The following is an 18,206-nucleotide window of genomic DNA, read 5'->3' as shown; positions in this document are numbered from 1 at the left end:
ACAACTAGACACTCTCTTTTTCAATAGATGAAGAGAGTGTTTGCTTACGGGGGATGATTTTGATGAGATCAACATTGGAGATGAAAAACATCTCAATAGAGTTTCCTGGTGTGAAGGCATTGAATCAGGTCGACTTTTCGATGGAAACGGGAGAAATCCAAGCTTTGATTGGGGCAAATGGGGCAGGGAAATCAACGTTAATGAAGGTTCTCGCGGGTGCTTATGACCACTATACCGGTGAAATAAGGTTAGATGGGAAAAACCTGAAGATTCGTTCTCCGAAAAATGCACTGGACGCAGGAATACAAATCGTTTATCAAGAAGTAGATACGGCTCTCATTCCGTATTTAACTGTCGCCGAAAATATTATGCTCCTCGATACAGTCCATAACATGGGGAAAAAGCAATGGATGAAATGGAAGAACCTTCATCAAAGAGCGGATGAAATACTATCAAGTATGAACATTATGCTTCCGACGAAGAAGCTTGTAAGTGAGTTAACGTTAGCGGAAAAACAAATGATCTTAATCGCTAGGGCTGTTTCAAATCAATGTAAGTTTCTTATTTTAGACGAGCCGACAGCACCATTGAGTCATACTGAAACGACGGAACTATTCCGGATTGTCCGTGATTTAAAAAAGCAAAATGTAGGTGTTATCTTTATTTCCCATCGTTTGCCAGAAATTTTTGAAGTCTGCGATGAAGTTACTGTGATGAGAAACGGTGAATTTGTTGCAAAAGAGCGAGTTACTGATACGACTATCAACAAAGTGGTTGAGCATATGCTGGGTCAAAAATTAGAGGAACAGTTCCCAGAGAAGAATGCGTCCATTGGAAAAACGATCCTTGAAGTAAAAGGACTTTCAGATAGAGAGAAAATTAAAGATTTACATATTCATGTTAAATCAGGAGAAATCATTGGAATTGCCGGGCTTGTCGGTGCTGGAAAAACAGAATTGTGTAAGGCGTTATTTGGCTCTGAGAAATTAACGGGGGGAGACATCTTTCTTCATGGCAATAAATTCAAATTAAAGAGTCCCTATCATGCGGTTAAAAAGGGAATTGCTCTAGTTCCAGAAGAACGGAGAAAGGAAGGAATCCTAGTTCTTGAATCAGTAGAAACCAATTTAACAGCTGCTAATTTAGGTGAATTTTCAAAGAGATTAAGCTTTTTAGATCGAAAAAAAGAAAAAGAAACGGCAAAGCAGTTGATCCGTCGCCTTGGAATTAAGACACCTTCCGAAGAAACCAAGGTACAGAATCTTTCCGGAGGGAATCAGCAAAAGGTCGCAATCGGAAAGTGGCTCGTAGCTGAAGCAGATGTATATATTTTTGACGAACCAACCAAAGGCGTCGATGTTGGCGCAAAGAAGGATATCTTTGAGTTAATCGCTGAACTAGCGAACCGGGGTAAAGCAATTATTTATGCTTCTTCAGAGCTTTCGGAGATTATTGGGATTACTGATCGGGTCTATGTTTTATACGACGGTAGGTCCGTAAAGGAAATTGAAACGAGAGAAACGAATGAAGAAGAACTATTATTTTATTCAACAGGGGGCAGGTAAAATGGAGGCAAATATTGCAGCAAAGAATCAGGTAGCCCCGGCAAAAAAAGTATTTGAGTTATTTCGCTTTTTATATAAATATGGGACGATTATTACGATTCTTGCACTTATTATTATTTTCTCAGTGGCTAATCCTACTTTTATTCAGGGCAGTAATATCATCAATATCTTACGTTCGATCTCCATTGTAACGATTATCGCTATCGGTATTACGATTTCATTGTCTGTTGATGGCTTTGATTTATCGGTAGGATCGGTCGCTTCCTTATCAAACGCCATTGTCATTTCGATGTTTGTTTGGTTTTCACAAAACACATTGGTGGCGGTCATTTCTGCGATTTGTGCTTCCTTAGTAGTAGGAGCAATAAACTCATTCATGATTGTGAAATTAAGAATTCCAGATATGCTGATGACACTTGCTACGATGTTTATCATTCAAGGGACAGCATTGACGTATACAAAAGGGGCGACTGTTTCACAAAACATGGTTATGTCTGATGGCTCGATGGCATCGGGTCTGATCAGTCCATTTTTTGCAAAAATCGGAGAAGTGCCGTGGATTATTATCATTATGGCTGTGACTGTGATCCTCGTGCATATCTTTTTGAACTATACAAAGCATGGTCGATATATGTATGTGATCGGTGGTAACAAAGAAGCGGCGAGACTATCAGGTATCCCAGTTAATAAATATAAGGTGGCAGCATATTTGCTTTCGGCTCTGTTTGCCTCCATTGGCGGGATTGTGCTCGCTTCAAGGGTTTTGACATCAGAAATTAACTCTGGTGCTCCCTATTTAATGGATTCAGTTGCCGCCGCCTATATTGGATTTTCAGTGCTTGGAGCTGGAAAGGCCAACGCGTTTGGAACATTTGTTGGAGCCGTCCTGATCGGGATTCTCCAAAACGGACTCGTGATGATGTCCGTCCCATATTATGCGATGGATATTGTTAAAGGAACCGTCTTGGCCTTTGCATTAGCAATTACGTATTATAAACAAAAATAATTAAACTATGATAAACCTATCCATTTTTCGGATAGGTTTATTTTTTTTGAAAAACCAAAGTAAAATCTACAAATATAAGTAAGTTTTGAGGAACAATATTTAGAGATAGGAGGGATCTTAATGGAACATTATGAAGCATTTCTGAGAAGTAAGAATTGGGTAGATACCGATTTAGATTCAAGGTATATAAATGTTAATCATCCCTATGCTATCTTAATTTCTGAGGATGAAGGGCAAATTACCTTAAGAGGTAACACTGGGTTTGACAATGGGCAAAATGGCGAGGAGATTTTTACGTTTAACTCATTGAAAGAGCTCCAAGAGTGGTTTGAAAACAATATAGGGGAGTAACGAGAAAAAGCAGCCAGGGAAGACCCCTGGCTATTTTGATTTTTGTCGAGAAATGTCGTTTCATTTTTCTGAAAATTCAATTGACTAGAGTTTAAAAGTATAGTAATTTATATATAACAACATATAACGTTATATAAAGTTGTATATTGTTTAAAGAGTTTACTAGTGTTCATTCACTAAAATATTTTATCAGGGAGGCAACAAAATGACGACTGAATTAGTAATTGACGTGAAAAATCAAGTGCAACAAGCATTAGCAGAGGTAGAAAAAAGAAATATTTCCAATGTTTTCTTTGTAGCATGCGGCGGCTCATCTGCCATTATGTATCCAAGCAAGTATGTAATTGACCGTGAAGCGAAGGTTCTTGATGCCCATCTGTTTAGTGCAAATGAATTTATCTATCGCAATCATGCAAAACTTGGAAGCAATTCCCTGGTTATTCTGTGCTCGCACTCAGGAACCACACCTGAAACAGTAGAAGCAGCAAAATTTGCTAGAGCAAAAGGGGCTTTGGCTGTTTCTTTAACTAATGTGGAAGCGTCACCATTAGCGCTGGCTTCAGATGTCGTGCTGAAGTATCAATGGGGTGAAGGAGCAAACGCTTTCACGACGAACTATTCGGTTTTATATCAACTAGTATTTGGTGTACTAAAAGTTGTTGAAAATAACGAAAAAGCTAGTTTAGTAGAAGAAAGTCTTGAGAACTTACAAAATGTTTACGAAAAAGCTGCTGCACTCTACCAAACGAAGGCAGAGGCTTTTGGACAACAGTATAAAGATGAAAAAATTATTTATACAATGGCAAGCGGAGCAAATTATGGTGTTGCCTACTCTTATGCAATTTGTATCCTCATGGAAATGCAATGGGTTCACTCACACGCCATTCACGCGGGAGAATACTTCCACGGACCATTTGAAATTATTGATGAAGAAACACCTTTTATTATCCTGCTAGGCTTGGACGAAACAAGACATTTAGAAGAAAGAGCATTAGAATTCTCTAAGCGTTATGGCAAGAAGTTGGTTGTCCTTGATGCAAAAGACTTCGATTTCACTGGGGTTGCAGAGGAAGTACAGGGATACATCGCTCCATTAGTTTTAAATTACGTATTAAGAAAATATGCGGATCAGTTAGCAGAAGCACGAAATCATCCGCTATCAAAAAGAAGATATATGTGGACAGTTGAATACTAAACCAAGATGAAATAACCAATATACTGCAATAATCATAGATATGTATTCCTTTCTGGAGGGGAAGCTTAATGAAGAAGTTATTAATTTTAAGTATTATTTCTATCCTTTTTCTATCGTTTTTTGCTGGCTGTTCTAAGAGTTCTAGTTCAACAAATGGAAAAGATGTGGTTGAACTTAAATTCTTCCACCGCTGGCCGAATCAACCTAAAAAGCAATATTTTGAAAAGGCAGTAAAAGAGTTTGAGAAGGCCCATCCCAATATTAAAATTAAAACGGAAGCCGTCTTGAACGATTCTTATAAAGAAAAGATTCGAGTTGTCTTAGGCTCAAGCACCCCTCCAGATGTCTTCTTTTCTTGGAGCGGAGAGTTTGCCTATAACTTCGCACGTCAGGGACAATCACTTGATTTAACTAATTATGTAAATGAAGATAAAGCGTGGTCAGATCAAATCATTTCCTCCCAGTTCAAGGCCTTTACTTTAGATGGTAAGATTTATGGGATTCCGTGGTCGACTGACGGTAAGGCCTTCTTTTACAATAAGAAAATTTTCAAGGATTTAAATCTTGAAGTTCCAACTACTTGGTCCGAACTAATTGATGTCTCTAAAAAGGTAAAAGCCGCAGGACTTACTCCAATTACATTTGGAAGTAAAGCACCATGGACGATTTCCCATTATATTGGAACATTGAATCAATTGATGGTGCCGCAGGATGTTCTTGATAAAGATTATGATCCCAAAAATCCTGAAGGTGATTACTCGCATCCAGGTTATGTTAAAGCATTAGAGAAATTCATGGAACTGAAGCCGTACTTTAATAAAGGAGTTAACTCTGTAGACCATGAATATTCACGTGAGTTATTTAACAGTGGAAAAGCAGCGATCGGCTTCTTCCAGCTTGCAGAAATCGGGCTTATTGAACCATCTTTAAAAGAGGATTTAGGTGTGTTTAATGTACCAGGTGTGGAAGGTGGAGAAGGAAATGCCAACTCCATCACAGCAGCACCTGAAGGAATCATGATTTCTTCGAAAACAAAACATCCGAAGGAAGCAATGGAATTTGTCAAATTCTTAACTTCGAAGGAAAAAGGTACAGAGCAGTTAAAAGAGGTAAGTGAGTACAGTGCGGTTAAAGGAACAACAACCGATGAAAATGCATCCAAGCTTCAACAGGATGCCATCAATTTAATTGTTAATGCTGAACAAACGTACTTATGGTTTGATACAGCTGTTGATATTAAAATAGTTGATGCTTATTTAAATGGAACACAGCTAATGTTGGACGGCAAGAAAAGTCCAGAAGATGTAATGAAGGATGTCAGAGCAGCAGCAAAAGAAGTTAAGGCGTCTGCAAAAAAATAGGAAGCCAGAAAAGGTGGTTGCAAGTTGACCACCTTTTTTCCAAAGATACGCCTGTTAAAAAAGGGGAGTTATTATGCAAAATACAAACAAGTGGTTACCATACCTATATATTGCACCTTGCTTAATCTTTATGGCCCTTTTTGTTTACTATCCAATTGTTGAAAACTTTTTTTATAGTTTCTATGATTTCTCTGCTTTTTCAGTAGAAAAAACATTTGTTGGCTTTGAAAATTTTCTTAATCTTTTTAAAGATGAAGTTTTTTATATAGCTTTAAAAAATAATCTCTGGTATGCAGTCATCTCGATTATTTTTCAGGTATTTGGCGGACTTATTCTAGCGGCTATACTTGAAGATCCGCTAACACGATTCATTAGTGGATTGTTCCGTACCGTATTTTTCCTTCCAGTTGTCATCTCGATGACTGTCATCGCTTTACTGTTTACATTTGTTTATAACCCGGATATCGGAATTTTAAATGGGCTATTAAATATGTTAGGACTTGAAAATTTAACTAGGGCTTGGCTGGGAGAATCTGAAACCGCTATCTTCGCTGTTATTGCTGTGTCACAGTGGCAAAGTATTGGTTATATTATGATGTTATTTATTGTCGCGATTCAAAATATTCCCCAAGAATTGTATGAGGCTGCAGAGATCGATGGGGCAGGGAAGATTCGTAAATTCTTTTCAATCACTATTCCACAAGTAAAAGAGATGTTCTTCGTTACAACACTTATTACTTTAACCGGTGCATTTACCGTGTTTAATGAACCGTATATTTTGACAGGCGGCGGACCTGGTAATTCCAGTGAAGTTTTAGGAACATTACTCTACCATTCAGCTTTCGGTAAAGACCAAATGGGATATGCTTCGGCTGTGGCTACTGTGATATTAATCATTACCCTAATTGTTTCCTTGGTTCAGCTGAAACTATTTAAAACAGGAAAGGATGTTTAGCGTGGAGACAAGCAAAGTAATGGATTACCATCATTCGATCCCAATCACAAAGAAAAATAGGAAGCAAAAGAATGTTGTTAAAAGTCTGCCAATTTTTACAATTCTGATCTTGTATTTTGTAGTGATTGCTTATCCGCTTTTTTGGATGGTGATTAACTCATTTAAGTCCACGCCAGAGATTTTCTCCAGCAGCTGGGCATTACCAAAAGAATGGCTGTTTTCCAATTATACAGAGGCATGGAACACAGGGATTTCTGGATATTTTGTTAATAGTTTAATTGTTACAGCGACTACCTGCTTCCTAACAGTATTAATAAGTGCACTCGGAGCCTACAGTTTATCTAGGTTTGAATTTAAAGGGAAGAACATCCTATTAGTTTTCTGTATGGGAGGAATGATGCTCTCCCCACAAGTTAGTTTAGTCCCGCTGTACAAGCTCATTCAATTATTAGGAATTCATGATACGTATTTTGCAATGATCTTTCCCTACATTGCTTATCGAATTCCAATCACCATCCTACTGATCAGAGCTGCTTTTCTTGAGGTACCGAAGGAATTAGAGGAGTCTGCCTTTTTGGACGGTTGTAATACGTGGACCATTTTTACAAAAATCTTTGTTCCGTTAAATAAACCGATTTTACTAACTGGTGTTGTGTTAACTGCTTATTATACTTGGAATGAGTTTATGTTTGCGTTAATCTTTGTTGATTCTGATGCACTAAAAACCATTCCTGCCGGATTGATGCAATTTCGGGATGCCCTTCAAACCAATTGGGGTGTTCTGATGGCTGGGTTAATGATTTCAGCCCTGCCGATCATTCTCTTATTTATGTTTATGCAGAAGTATTTTATTAGAGGTTTATCTTCAGGAAGTGTTAAAGGATAAGAAGGAGTGGGGAAATATGAAAATTATTGGAATAGGCGATAATGTTGTTGATATTTACCAGGATCGTAATGAAATGTTTCCAGGTGGAAATGCTTTAAATGTTGCTGTTATAGCTAAACAAAGTGGAGCGGAGTCAGCAGCATTTATAGGTATTGTTGGAACGGATGTAGAAGGGGATCATATTCTAGATTCTTTAAACAAGAACTTAATAGATACTAGTCATGTTCGAAGAGCGGTTGGGGAAAGTGGAAAGGCTTATGTTGATCTAAATGTGGAAGGGGACCGAATCTTTATTAAATCAAATAAAGGCGGTGTTCAGGCTAAACTAAAGCTTAATTTATCAGTCGATGACTATGAATACATCAAAGCGTTTGATGTGGTACATACCAGTATATATAGTCATTTAGAGGAAGAATTGCCATTGCTTAAACAACATTTACCCGTTTCCTATGATTTCTCTAATCATTTTACAACAGAATTATTAGAAAAGGTTTGCCCTCATATCAAGTTTGCGTTTATTTCAGGAAGTGATTTTACAGAAGTTGAACTAGAAGAGATCTTCCTTAAAATACATGGACTTGGAACGCCGTTTATCATTATCACTAGAGGTTCTAAGGGCGTAATTATGTCTCATCATAACAAACGATACAAACAGGGAATTGAGGAAGCAAATGTGATTGATACTCTTGGTGCAGGGGATTCTTTCATTGCTGGTTTTTTAACCAACCACTTTAATGGGTTTACCATTGAGGAATCTTTGAAAGCAGCGGCAAAGATTGCTGCAAGAACTTGTGAAGTGAACGGTGCATTTGGGTTTGGTAGACAATTAATTTTCTAAAAACAAAAGGAATGAAATGGATACCCATTCATTCCTTTTTTTAAGTTGTTATTGTAAGTGCAATTAATTGGGTTTGTGTTTTGAAATTTGAAATATGAATTGGAACTCCTGTTTCATCGTAAACGGTTTTATCAATATTGAAAAGTGTTTCACCAATTTCACAGTCTAAATATTCCGCTTCAAATTTAGAAGCAGGAGTAACTGTAATTATTTTTTTGCTTTTTCCAGAATTGATATTGATGTGGTAAATGTTTTTCAAAACTTCATAGGTTGATGCATGTTCTGTGAAGCGTGCAGTCAAATCGGGAAAGCGTTCTAAAGAGTAATGGGCGATATCTAGTGTAAAAGGCTGTTGATCGATTGACATGATCCGGACCAACTTTAAGACAGGTGAATCAATGGCAATTTGAAGTGCTTCGGCAATTTCCGGAGTAGCTTTCATTTCTTCACAGGCAAGAATTCGCTTAGAAGGATTTTTTCCAATTTGTTTACTAAAATCTGAGAATCCATCAATAGAAACCAATTCTCGGGCAATTTTGGTTCGCGTTACAAAAGTTCCTTTCCCTTGCTTTCGCTCTAAAAAACCCTCATCCGCTAAATCCTGAATCGCCCGTCTTACGGTTATTCGGCTAACGCCATACAACTCACATAATTCCGTTTCATTCGGCAGTCTTTCACCTGATTTATAAACCCCTTGATCAATGGCTTCCTTCAGTATTTGTTTTAATTGGTCATATAAAGGTGTTGAAATTGAATTGTTTAATTTCATCGATAAAATTCCTTTCGAGCCAATAGGTCATTATATAATATTATATAATAAGTATACTTCGATGTATAGAAATATTTGATAACATTTATCATATTTATAAAATATTGGATTTAATAATATCCCGTTCACAGCAAATTTGGCAAACCGCTAGTCAACTTTGATTAAACGTTTGTTTTAATTTAAACTAAGTAAAAATGGAGAATTGTGTGTGGTGAGATAAATGGAAAAACCAGAAGAACAAACATATGAAGTTATGGAGGTCTGCTTATTAGCTGGGAAAATCATGCTTCAAAGCGGCGGGGAGACCTATCGGGTAGAAGATACGATGATGCGCATAGCCGCAGCCTTTGGTATTGAAAGGACGCATAGTTATGTAACTCCAACCGGAATTATTTTTTCAGCAGAAGGAACAGAGCCAACGAAGACCAAGCTTATTAGAATATCGGAGCGGTCAACAGACTTGAAAAAAGTCTCTATGGTAAATAGCATATCTAGAAGTATTAGTAGTGGTGAGGTCAATTTAAAAGAAGCCCTGGAGCATTTAAAGGAAATTGACTCTTTAGATGTAACATTTCCATTTAGGTTCCAAGTGGCCGCTGCGTCACTCGCCAGCGGTTGTTTTATGATTATGTTTGAGGGGGGCTGGAATGATTTTATTCCAGCGATGATTTCAGGCGGAATGGGTTATCTAAGCTTTGTATATTTTCATCGCTTTGTCCCAATCAAGTTTTTCTCGGAGTTTTTAGCATCGTTCGTGATTGGATTGCTTTCATTTTTATTTGTGAAAATTGGAGTCGGTCAGCAATTAGATAAAATTATTATTGGCTCGGTGATGACCTTAGTTCCTGGACTCTTAGTGACCAATGCGATTAGAGATTTAATGGCGGGACACTTAGTATCGGGGTTATCAAAGGGTGCGGAAGCTTTTCTAACGGCCTTTGCGATTGGGACAGGGATTGCGGTCGTATTATCTTTTATGTGAAGTGAGGTGTATTTATTGTGGCTGTTCTTGCTCAGGCACTAACAAGCTTAATTGCAACAGGTGCCTTTGGAATTCTATTTAATGCACCGAAAGAATCCTTAGTGAAGTGCGGACTGATAGGAATGGGTGGCTGGTTAATTTATTTCCTGCTAGAAGACTACTCAAATAACGCCATTTTAGCAACATTAGCTGCGACCATTTTTATTGCCGTCATCAGTCAACAATTAGCAAAGTTCTATAAAACGCCAGTGATTATTTTTAGTGTAGCAGGAATTATTCCGCTTGTGCCTGGAGGTCTGGCCTATGATGCGATGCGGAATTTTGTTGAGAACGATTATAATTCAGCGATAGCATTGGCGGCAAAAGTCCTCATGCTGGCTGGATCCATCGCCTTTGGCTTAGTTTTTTCAGAAGTAATCAATCAAGTAATTCGAAAAATTAACGATAATAGGGTACGAATCTAAACCTATTCCCTTTAGTGCAAACTACTAAAGGGAATTTTTTAAGGAAAACTTAAGCTTTAAAGATTATCATTCATTGGAAAATTCTTTCCTTTATTGTTTTTTAGTAAGGTAATATAGTAGTATATTACTATTACCAATTGTCATTCAGCAAAGTCTATTACAAGGAATGGTACATTCATATATGAAAAAAATACTAATTGCGATTTTAGTTGTCTTACTATTATTTATTAGTGCTAAAACGATTTTAGCTGTAAAGTTTGATCGTCAAGAAGCGATACAAGTCACCGAGGCTGCTCCATTAAAAACCCGGATAGTGGCACTTCTCGCAAAAGAGGCACCGAGTATTCCAGATAGTATCATCCTAGATGTACCATTAATAAATCAAATGGATCAACCCATACTTTACAACGGCTGTGAGGTAACAAGCCTTGCGATGATTCTTAATTATCACGGTGTAAAAGTGACTAAAAATGAGTTAGCAGAAAAGATTAAAACAGTTCCGTTAAACTATAGTAACGGTAAAAAGGGTAATCCGAATGCCGGATTTGTAGGCGATATGGCACATGGACCAGGACTAGGAGTTTATAACGGTCCCGTATTAGAACTCGCCCAAAAATATGTCGGTGATAAAGCAATTAATTTAACAAATCATTCGTTTGATGATGTATTAGAAAAAGTAGGTCAAGGACTTCCTGTTTGGGTCATTACCACGTCCAGCTTTGCTCCAGTTTCTGTTTTTCAAACGTGGAATACCCCGCAAGGACAAATCAAAATTACCTTTAGTGAACATAGTGTAGCGATTACAGGTTACGATGAAAATTATATTTATATTAACAATCCTTACGGTGAAAAGAATCAGAAATTAAATCGCGCCAGTTTTATTAAAGCTTGGGAGCAGATGGGTAAACAAGCGATTGTTATCGAAAAATAAAATGAAAAAGGCCTGATACCGATTCAGGCCTTTTGTTTTGGACTTTTTGGAAGTAAAATTAGTAAATATGTTCTAAAATGGGCGAAGGCAGAGGAATGAAATATCCCTCTGCCTTCTTAGTTTTATTCATTTAATGAATACGTATCGTAACTTGTGATTGGTTGTACTTCTTGTTAGCAATCGCAAGGTAAAAACTTATATAATAATCATTGTTTATAAAAACAAGTTTGCCGCGGTTATTTTTCCACCTGAAGGTTTTATACCTAAACGACGTAAGCCCTACCTCTCTTACATCCTAACGGCTCCGAAGCCGATCCAGTGTGAATAAGTTTTAATTTTAAAACATAAGCAGAATGCCAGAAAAATTCTTACTTTGCGTTATCTTATCATTTACAAGTTACAATTAAATATGAAGCACAAATATTAATATTACAGGACTGGTTCCTATTTGTCAACAAAAATAATAATACTATTTTCTTTAAAGGAATAACCAAAGAGATAACAGAAATATAATTCATAGAAGTTTTATTTAATCACGCTAAGAAAGAATGGAGGATATCCATGATACTTTTTCGAAGGTTGTTTCTTACAGCAGCTAAGTATCGGTATCGTACGGTGCTGTTATTTACGACATTTTATATTTTTATAAACGCTGGGGTTATGAGGATACTAGAGCCTAAAACATTTGAAAATACTTTCCATGCTATTTGGTGGATTCTTACCACGATGACCACGGTTGGCTACGGAGATGTGTACCCAACAACACAGCTAGGGAGAATTTGGGCGATGGTCATCGTCTATACTCTGGGAATTGGGCTTTTTGGTGTGGTAATTGGGATGATTGTCGATGCTGTGTCACAGTACAAACGGATGAAGGAGGAAGGAAGAATGTCTTTTAAAGGAGAAAATCATTACGTTATTATCGGCTGGACTGCCAAAAGCAAAAATACGATAAAAGAGCTGTTTATTGGAGATGAAAAAACAGAAATCGTACTAATTGATGAATTAGAGAAGACGCCATATGAACATGAGCGGTTTTTATATATCCAGGGGAGCCCCACAGATGAAGAAACATTGAAAAGAGCAAAAATTGAAAGATCAAAAGCAGTTTTGCTCTTTGCCCCAGATGGGATCGACAACCCAGATTTAGCGGATGGTAAAACGCTTTTAACCGCTTCCTCCATCGAGCGCTATGATGAAGGTACGGAAAAAAATATTTATACGATTGCAGAAATTCTAAATGAAAAGCATGTCGGCAATTTTAAACATGTCAAAATTGATGAATTTATCCTTTCTCATGAATCGGTGTCCAACCTGATGGCAAAATCGGCGCAGACAAAAGGGGCAAGTCATCTTTTTACTCAGTTATTAAGCCGAAAGGATGGAGACGGGGGCAGTGATTTATGGGAGGTTGAAGTTAAATCCGACTGGAAAACATACGGAGATGCGTACGAGCACTTAAAGAAAAAAGGGGCCCAGCTCATTGCGGACCGGAGTGACTTAAATATATTGAAGAAATGGAATGAACCCATTCCAAAAGATGCTCGCTTATTTGTGATTTGCGACAAGAAGACATATCAATCGCTTTGAAGTAAAAAAACGCATCTTGAGGATGCGTTTTTTTAGTAGGTTAAGCAACCAGCAATGACGATACCGATGGAAACCGACAGCAGCATTAGAAAAAGGCCGACTGCCTGGTTATCTTCCTCGATGCTTTGACTGACGTTAAAACGAGGTGTAAGCCATTCAGCCAGGTAAAAAACCACAATTTGAGCCACGATTCCGATGGCACCCCATATGGCCATATCCGTAAGAGAAATAGAATTGGCAGCAGTAGAATACAAAACAATGGCAAGACCTAGAAGCCTTCCCCCAAGGACATAGCTTGCTGCCTTATTTCCTTTTGCCATTAAGGAGAACTCTTTGACCTTTGTTGTTACTTCCATAAGAAACAGTCCTACGAATAAAAGACCAAGTGAAACTGCTAAATATAATAAGAAATTCGTCATTTCCATTCCCCCTTGTTTTTTATACCCACTGGTAAGAAATAAGATTCGTTGCCAGTGATCTTTCCACCTGCACGAATGCCGATACCTCCGGCCTTTCCGGCAATAAGAAAAGATCCGAATACTAATGAAAGTTCCTCGATTCCCTTTTCTGTTTCCAATGTAACAGTAGGGAGAGGGACGTACTGTTGAAAGACCGAAACTTCCTCTTTATAGGTTTGAAAGGAATTTTGAGCGGTAATATTGGAGTGTTGATCCCAAATTGTCACCGTATCTCCTTCTCTGCCGAAGGATGGTTTTTGAACATAGTCAAGCTGTCCCTTAAATGCATCTGCTTCAAGATAGGTAGGCAGCATATATTCCATAATCCATCCTTGCTCTTCTTTTGTATAAAAAGCTCCCTGTTCTGCTAATCCCCAAATTAAACATTGAATGGATTTCGGCTGCAACAAAAAGGCTGAGACAGGATTTAAAATAGAGAGTTTGCCTTCTTTGACTAGTTGCAATAATTCGATTCCAACCGGGTCACCTGTTATAGGATCCCGATCGTCAACCAAATGTTCAAGAGGATAGGTTTGGCGGTACAACACATCAATAGGTATACCCTCATCGTCGACAAGGGTACCGTCTGTAATCCGGAGAGTGGACAATGGAACGATCCGATTTTTAACCTGACATAACTTACTTAAATATTTAATGGTATTCCAGTCTTCGGTATGATCATTGTGGGCTGTGAACACAATGTTAGCCTTCCTTTTTCCTTTTGATGCTTCGATTACTGCGCGTGTAATACCGGAAGAAAGCAGGCGTGCTCCTCCTTCATTTGGGTCCAAGTAACCAAACTCTGAACAAACCATTCCGTTCATATGAAAACATTCCACAATAAATGTCGGTGTATCACTATTGAATTCAATTAATTTGAATCCAGCCGCGGTCAACACAAAATCGAACCGAGCGATAATGGTTTCAGGGGAGAAGTTTTTCAACCTTAAAAATGGAAGACTTACAGGTGGATACCCAAGTTCAAGGAGTTGTTCATCAGTAAGACTCCGTAACAGGCGGGCGGTTTTGAAAAAAATGTGACCCATGCGTTCTGTTGCTTCTTTTAAAAGGCAGGATGTATGTTTCGTTATCGAATAAACTTGGTAAAGACTATATTCGCTCTCGTATAAATCTGACCAAAAGGTTGGGAATTGCGAATAAAACACCTTTCGATTCGTTGAATAATTCGACATTTCTAACCTCCAAATCCACCCTTTGAACCACTGCCGAATCCTCCTTTAAAGCTTGAAGAGGATTTGTATGACTTGTAAGAGGAGGATTTCAAGAGTGATGATTTATTTCGATAATAGCTTCCCCCGTAAAAAAAATGGCCATAATGAGACGAGTGAGTATCATCACATTGCCATACCCCTTGGTCATCATCCCAGTCCCAGTCTCGGCACCTGCTGTCATCGGGCTTTGGGGGGCGGTCGTCTGAACAGGCAGAAAGTGTTCCGGCTATGAGGGAAGTGATAACACCAGTCACTAACCATTGGGTTTTCTTCACCGTTTCACGCTCCTTATTGAATTTATATTTTAATTATAAAAGTAAACCTTAGGAAAACAATGATAAAATGAAAGAAAAAATGAAAGAGGGATGAAATTTGAGGTTGGAATATCGATTGGATGATGAATATCAAAAGTTTCCTGCCCTTTGGAGCTATTTAGATTTAACAGTTAGTGAGGCAGTAGCAAGAATGACATGCGAATACTTCGTCAAAGAATCCGAAACGTATGTGGTAACGGCCACAGCCATAGATCCAGACGGGACGACAGTCCTTTTCGTGAAAAAAGAAAAGTCATCCTATGACGACATAACTGATGAACAGTATTCCCATATTGGTTTTGAAGTTAGAGAGCTTCAGAGAAACAGGTCCGTCCTGATCGAGAAAAAAGATGTTTGGAATCATGAAGAAGTTTTGGTTGTCCTTCACTCCGATATTATTTACATTCAGAGAGACGGAAGGTTCCTAGAATTCGCCCTTGATTCAAGGGAAATTGACGAAGACCGAAAATGTTATGTGTATTATGGGAGTTTTACAGGGGAAAGTCGACAATAATGATTAATAAATGTAATAGCCGAAATTTGAAAAAATAGAAGAGTTTCATAAAAGATACGGGAACAAGGCTAGGTACATCCGTTTCCTTAAGAATTATTGAAACATGAACGGAAAAGTCTTTTACAAGAGCAAGCCGGGAGTTGGGACGGAGGTAAGGATGGTCCTTCCTGGCAGTCAAAAAACAGCATTGGTAAATTTTTAATTCAAGGCTAACCGATTGCTAGGATGGTTGGCTTATTTTTTGATATAGTAGTAGGGAAAAGTAAAGACGAAAGGTGAGATACCATGGTCGAATTATTGCCTCTCATGCTTGAACGTGTCGGTATTCTTATCATTGTAGCGTTTCTTCTCTCGAGGATGAAATCATTCCGTCAAATCATTCATAACGAACACGGTATTACCGCAAAAATATTTATGATCGTTATTTTCGGAGCTTTTGGAGTTATTAGTAATTATACAGGAGTAGAGATTGGACATGGAACAATTACCTCCCAGGACTGGTTGACAAATATGGACAGTGAAAGTGCGATCGCTAATACTAGAATTATGGGTGTAACGATAGGCGGTTTACTTGGCGGACCCATTGTTGGAATTGGGGTCGGTTTAATTGCCGGTATACACCGATTGACCCTAGGTGGTTTTACAGCAGCTGCTTGTGCCCTGTCAACGATTATGGCTGGAGTTGTCACAGGAATCTTAAGTAAGCGCTTTAAGATTCAAGAGGGGAATTCGCCTTGGAAGGCTGTTGTCATGGGGATATTAATGGAATGTGCCCAGATGGGGATTATTCTTTTACAAGCCAGACCATTTAATGAGGCTCTGCATCTTGTGGAGGTAATTGCCTTCCCGATGATTGCGATTAATGGGTTTGGGACACTTCTTTTTGTATTAATAATCCAGGAAATTCTGCAAGAACAAGAGCGGATGAAAGCACTCCAAACACATAAAGCCTTATACATCGCCAACCAGACTCTCCCTTTTTTTCGTCAAGGATTAAATGTGGAATCTTGTACAAAAGCAGCGGAGATTATTCTCCATTGGACCAATGCGGATGCCATTTCGATTACAGATCAATCCCATGTTCTTGCCCATGTCGGTACAGGTTCAGACCACCATATTCCATCAGGAAACATGGCGACGGAATTAACGAAAAAGGTGCTGGAACAAGGGAAGATCACAATTGCAAAATCGGTTCATGAAATTCAATGTTTTAACCCAAACTGCCCGCTGAAAGCAGCCATTGTATTACCTTTACAGGTCCATGCAAAAACAGTGGGGACACTGAAGCTGTATTTCACTGATACTAGTAAACTAGACCGGGTTGAACAAGAGTTGGCAGAAGGTTTAAGCAACTTATTTTCGGTCCAATTAGAAATGGCGGAGCTGGAAATGCAAAGAAGATTATTAAAAGATGCGGAGATTAAGGCTTTGCAAGCCCAAGTCCATCCACATTTCTTATTCAATGCTATTAATACGATTTCAAGTCTTATTCGAACAGATGCCGATAAAGCTAGGAGTCTATTAATCAAACTAAGTACCTTCTTCCGAAGTAATCTACAGGGAGCAAGGCAAATGTTAATACCGCTTGAAAAAGAACTCGAACATATTGAGGCTTACCTAACCATTGAGCAAGCGCGCTTTCCAAACCGTTATAATGTGGAATTGGATATTTCACCACCGCTAGAAAGGGTACTAGTTCCGCCTTTTACATTGCAGCCGCTTGTTGAAAATGCAATTCGTTATGCTTTTCCAAAGGCGAAACATGGAACCGTAAAAGTCCGTGCCTTCCAGGAAGGGGAGAAAATGGTCCTTTTAACTGAAGATGATGGAAGGGGTATCTCAGCAGAGCTGCTTGGAACACTGGGAAACCAAACAGTGGATTCATCTGGAGGGACAGGAACAGCGCTCTGGAATATCAAAAAAAGGATTGAAGAAATTTATGGTCAAAATGCTTCTTTTCAAATTGAAAGTAGCCTTAATAAAGGAACGAAAGTATCGATTATACTTCCGTTAACACAACAAAAGTGGGGTGAGGATGTTGTTAAAGGCTTTTATTGTGGATGATGAGCCGTTAGCTAGAGATGAGCTGACCTATCTTCTTAAACGAAGCAAACAGATTGAAATAGTGGGGGAATCTGATAGTGTAGAAAGCTCATTTGAAAAAATAAGCAATCTAGAACTTGATGTTATTTTTTTAGATATCCAGCTCGCTGATGAAAGTGGAATCGAAATTGCAGCTCTTGTTAATAAACTTGATCACCCTCCATTAATTGTATTTGCGACAGCGTTTGATGAATATGCCCTTAAGGCTTTTGAATTAAATGCTGTTGATTACATCTTAAAACCTTTTGATGAAAAAAGAGTCTTACAAACAATTGAGAAGCTTTATAAACTTATCGAATATAAAAAACAAGCTATTCCCTTTTCAATTCAGAAAAATAATTTTGTTAACGAAAGGTCTGAAAAGCTTGCGATAACAATTGATGAAAAAATTGTAATCGTAAACATAAGTGACATACTCTATATCGGTACAAATGAAGGGAAAACAGTCATTGCGACAGGGAACTCAAAGTACTCTGTCAGTGATACGCTAATCACTTTCGAAAGGAAGCTGCATCATTCGTCGATCATTCGTGTCCACCGCGCTTATTTAGTTAATGTCGATGCCATTGTTGAGATAGAGCCTTGGTTTAATTCTACCTACAACTTAATTATGAAGGATGGAGAAAAGGTTCCAGTTAGCAGAACCTATACAAAAGAGCTAAAACAGCTTCTTGGTTTTTAAGAAGCTGTTT

The 18,206-nt window shown here is 38.2% G+C and carries 19 protein-coding genes; 15 read left to right on the top strand and 4 right to left on the bottom strand.

Going from position 1 to position 18,206, the window contains the following annotated elements:
• The first annotated feature begins 62 nt into the window (after nt 1-62).
• From J7E63_RS07135 to J7E63_RS07100, 8 genes are all read left to right on the top strand, one after another.
• Nucleotides 63-1,565: a sugar ABC transporter ATP-binding protein gene (locus J7E63_RS07135; RefSeq protein WP_374193707.1), complete on the top strand. Its 1,503-nt coding sequence runs from the start codon at nt 63-65 to the stop codon at nt 1,563-1,565.
• A gap of 1 nt (nt 1,566) precedes the next feature.
• Nucleotides 1,567-2,571, top strand: a complete 1,005-nt coding sequence (locus J7E63_RS07130; RefSeq protein WP_215010817.1) for an ABC transporter permease — start codon at nt 1,567-1,569, stop codon at nt 2,569-2,571.
• Between the two features lie 120 nt (nt 2,572-2,691).
• Nucleotides 2,692-2,922, top strand: coding sequence for a hypothetical protein (locus J7E63_RS07125; RefSeq protein WP_088085742.1), 231 nt, complete (start codon nt 2,692-2,694; stop codon nt 2,920-2,922).
• A gap of 205 nt (nt 2,923-3,127) precedes the next feature.
• Nucleotides 3,128-4,117 (top strand): SIS domain-containing protein, encoded by a 990-nt coding sequence (locus tag J7E63_RS07120; RefSeq protein ID WP_215010816.1) that lies wholly within the window; start codon nt 3,128-3,130, stop codon nt 4,115-4,117.
• 68 nt (nt 4,118-4,185) lie between these two features.
• Nucleotides 4,186-5,478: an ABC transporter substrate-binding protein gene (locus J7E63_RS07115; protein ID WP_215010815.1), complete on the top strand. Its 1,293-nt coding sequence runs from the start codon at nt 4,186-4,188 to the stop codon at nt 5,476-5,478.
• 73 nt (nt 5,479-5,551) lie between these two features.
• Nucleotides 5,552-6,433 (top strand): carbohydrate ABC transporter permease, encoded by an 882-nt coding sequence (locus J7E63_RS07110; protein WP_215010814.1) that lies wholly within the window; start codon nt 5,552-5,554, stop codon nt 6,431-6,433.
• A complete protein-coding gene (locus tag J7E63_RS07105) occupies nt 6,426-7,319 on the top strand; it encodes a carbohydrate ABC transporter permease (RefSeq protein ID WP_374193706.1) in 894 nt (297 codons plus the stop codon). Before J7E63_RS07110 ends, J7E63_RS07105 begins: the two co-directional genes overlap by 8 nt.
• A 16-nt stretch (nt 7,320-7,335) precedes the next feature.
• Nucleotides 7,336-8,157 carry a PfkB family carbohydrate kinase gene (locus J7E63_RS07100; RefSeq protein WP_215010813.1) on the top strand — a complete coding sequence of 274 codons (822 nt, stop codon included), beginning with the start codon at nt 7,336-7,338 and terminating at the stop codon, nt 8,155-8,157.
• 40 nt (nt 8,158-8,197) lie between these two features.
• Here the strand turns inward: J7E63_RS07100 and J7E63_RS07095 are convergent, their stop codons facing one another.
• Nucleotides 8,198-8,926, bottom strand: coding sequence for a GntR family transcriptional regulator (locus J7E63_RS07095; RefSeq protein ID WP_215010812.1), 729 nt, complete (start codon nt 8,924-8,926; stop codon nt 8,198-8,200).
• A 220-nt stretch (nt 8,927-9,146) separates the two neighbouring features.
• On the opposite strand from J7E63_RS07095, the gene J7E63_RS07090 reads away from it, so the two are divergent.
• The 4 genes from J7E63_RS07090 to J7E63_RS07075 all read left to right on the top strand — a co-directional run bounded on the left by J7E63_RS07090 (nt 9,147) and on the right by J7E63_RS07075 (nt 12,893).
• Nucleotides 9,147-9,908, top strand: coding sequence for a threonine/serine exporter family protein (locus J7E63_RS07090; protein ID WP_215010811.1), 762 nt, complete (start codon nt 9,147-9,149; stop codon nt 9,906-9,908).
• 17 nt (nt 9,909-9,925) lie between these two features.
• Nucleotides 9,926-10,372, top strand: a complete 447-nt coding sequence (locus J7E63_RS07085; RefSeq protein WP_215010810.1) for a threonine/serine exporter family protein — start codon at nt 9,926-9,928, stop codon at nt 10,370-10,372.
• Nucleotides 10,373-10,553: 181 nt separating this feature from the next.
• Nucleotides 10,554-11,303, top strand: coding sequence for a C39 family peptidase (locus tag J7E63_RS07080; RefSeq protein ID WP_215010809.1), 750 nt, complete (start codon nt 10,554-10,556; stop codon nt 11,301-11,303).
• A gap of 561 nt (nt 11,304-11,864) precedes the next feature.
• Nucleotides 11,865-12,893 (top strand): potassium channel family protein, encoded by a 1,029-nt coding sequence (locus tag J7E63_RS07075; protein ID WP_215010808.1) that lies wholly within the window; start codon nt 11,865-11,867, stop codon nt 12,891-12,893.
• Nucleotides 12,894-12,925: 32 nt separating this feature from the next.
• Here the strand turns inward: J7E63_RS07075 and J7E63_RS07070 are convergent, their stop codons facing one another.
• Genes J7E63_RS07070 through J7E63_RS07060 form a run of 3 tightly spaced genes read right to left on the bottom strand, consistent with a single transcriptional unit; the run spans nt 12,926 to nt 14,858 of the window.
• Nucleotides 12,926-13,312, bottom strand: coding sequence for a DUF350 domain-containing protein (locus tag J7E63_RS07070; protein ID WP_088085752.1), 387 nt, complete (start codon nt 13,310-13,312; stop codon nt 12,926-12,928).
• Nucleotides 13,309-14,544, bottom strand: coding sequence for a glutathionylspermidine synthase family protein (locus J7E63_RS07065; protein WP_215010807.1), 1,236 nt, complete (start codon nt 14,542-14,544; stop codon nt 13,309-13,311). The genes J7E63_RS07070 and J7E63_RS07065 overlap by 4 nt, the downstream gene beginning before the upstream one ends.
• A 2-nt stretch (nt 14,545-14,546) precedes the next feature.
• Nucleotides 14,547-14,858 (bottom strand): hypothetical protein, encoded by a 312-nt coding sequence (locus J7E63_RS07060; protein WP_088085754.1) that lies wholly within the window; start codon nt 14,856-14,858, stop codon nt 14,547-14,549.
• 97 nt (nt 14,859-14,955) lie between these two features.
• Here J7E63_RS07060 and J7E63_RS07055 point away from each other — a divergent pair, with 97 nt between their 5' ends.
• From J7E63_RS07055 to J7E63_RS07045, 3 genes are all read left to right on the top strand, one after another.
• The gene (locus tag J7E63_RS07055; RefSeq protein WP_215010806.1) at nt 14,956-15,411 is read left to right on the top strand and encodes a hypothetical protein; all 456 of its coding nucleotides are present in this window, start codon (nt 14,956-14,958) and stop codon (nt 15,409-15,411) included.
• Nucleotides 15,412-15,696: 285 nt separating this feature from the next.
• A complete protein-coding gene (locus J7E63_RS07050; protein ID WP_215010805.1) occupies nt 15,697-17,475 on the top strand; it encodes a sensor histidine kinase in 1,779 nt (592 codons plus the stop codon).
• Nucleotides 17,450-18,196 carry a LytR/AlgR family response regulator transcription factor gene (locus J7E63_RS07045; protein ID WP_215010842.1) on the top strand — a complete coding sequence of 249 codons (747 nt, stop codon included), beginning with the start codon at nt 17,450-17,452 and terminating at the stop codon, nt 18,194-18,196. Before J7E63_RS07050 ends, J7E63_RS07045 begins: the two co-directional genes overlap by 26 nt.
• Nucleotides 18,197-18,206: the final 10 nt, after the last annotated feature.

The sequence above is a fragment of the Bacillus sp. ISL-75 genome (genome assembly GCF_018613095.1).
This window is presented reverse-complemented; position numbering and strand designations above follow the sequence as displayed.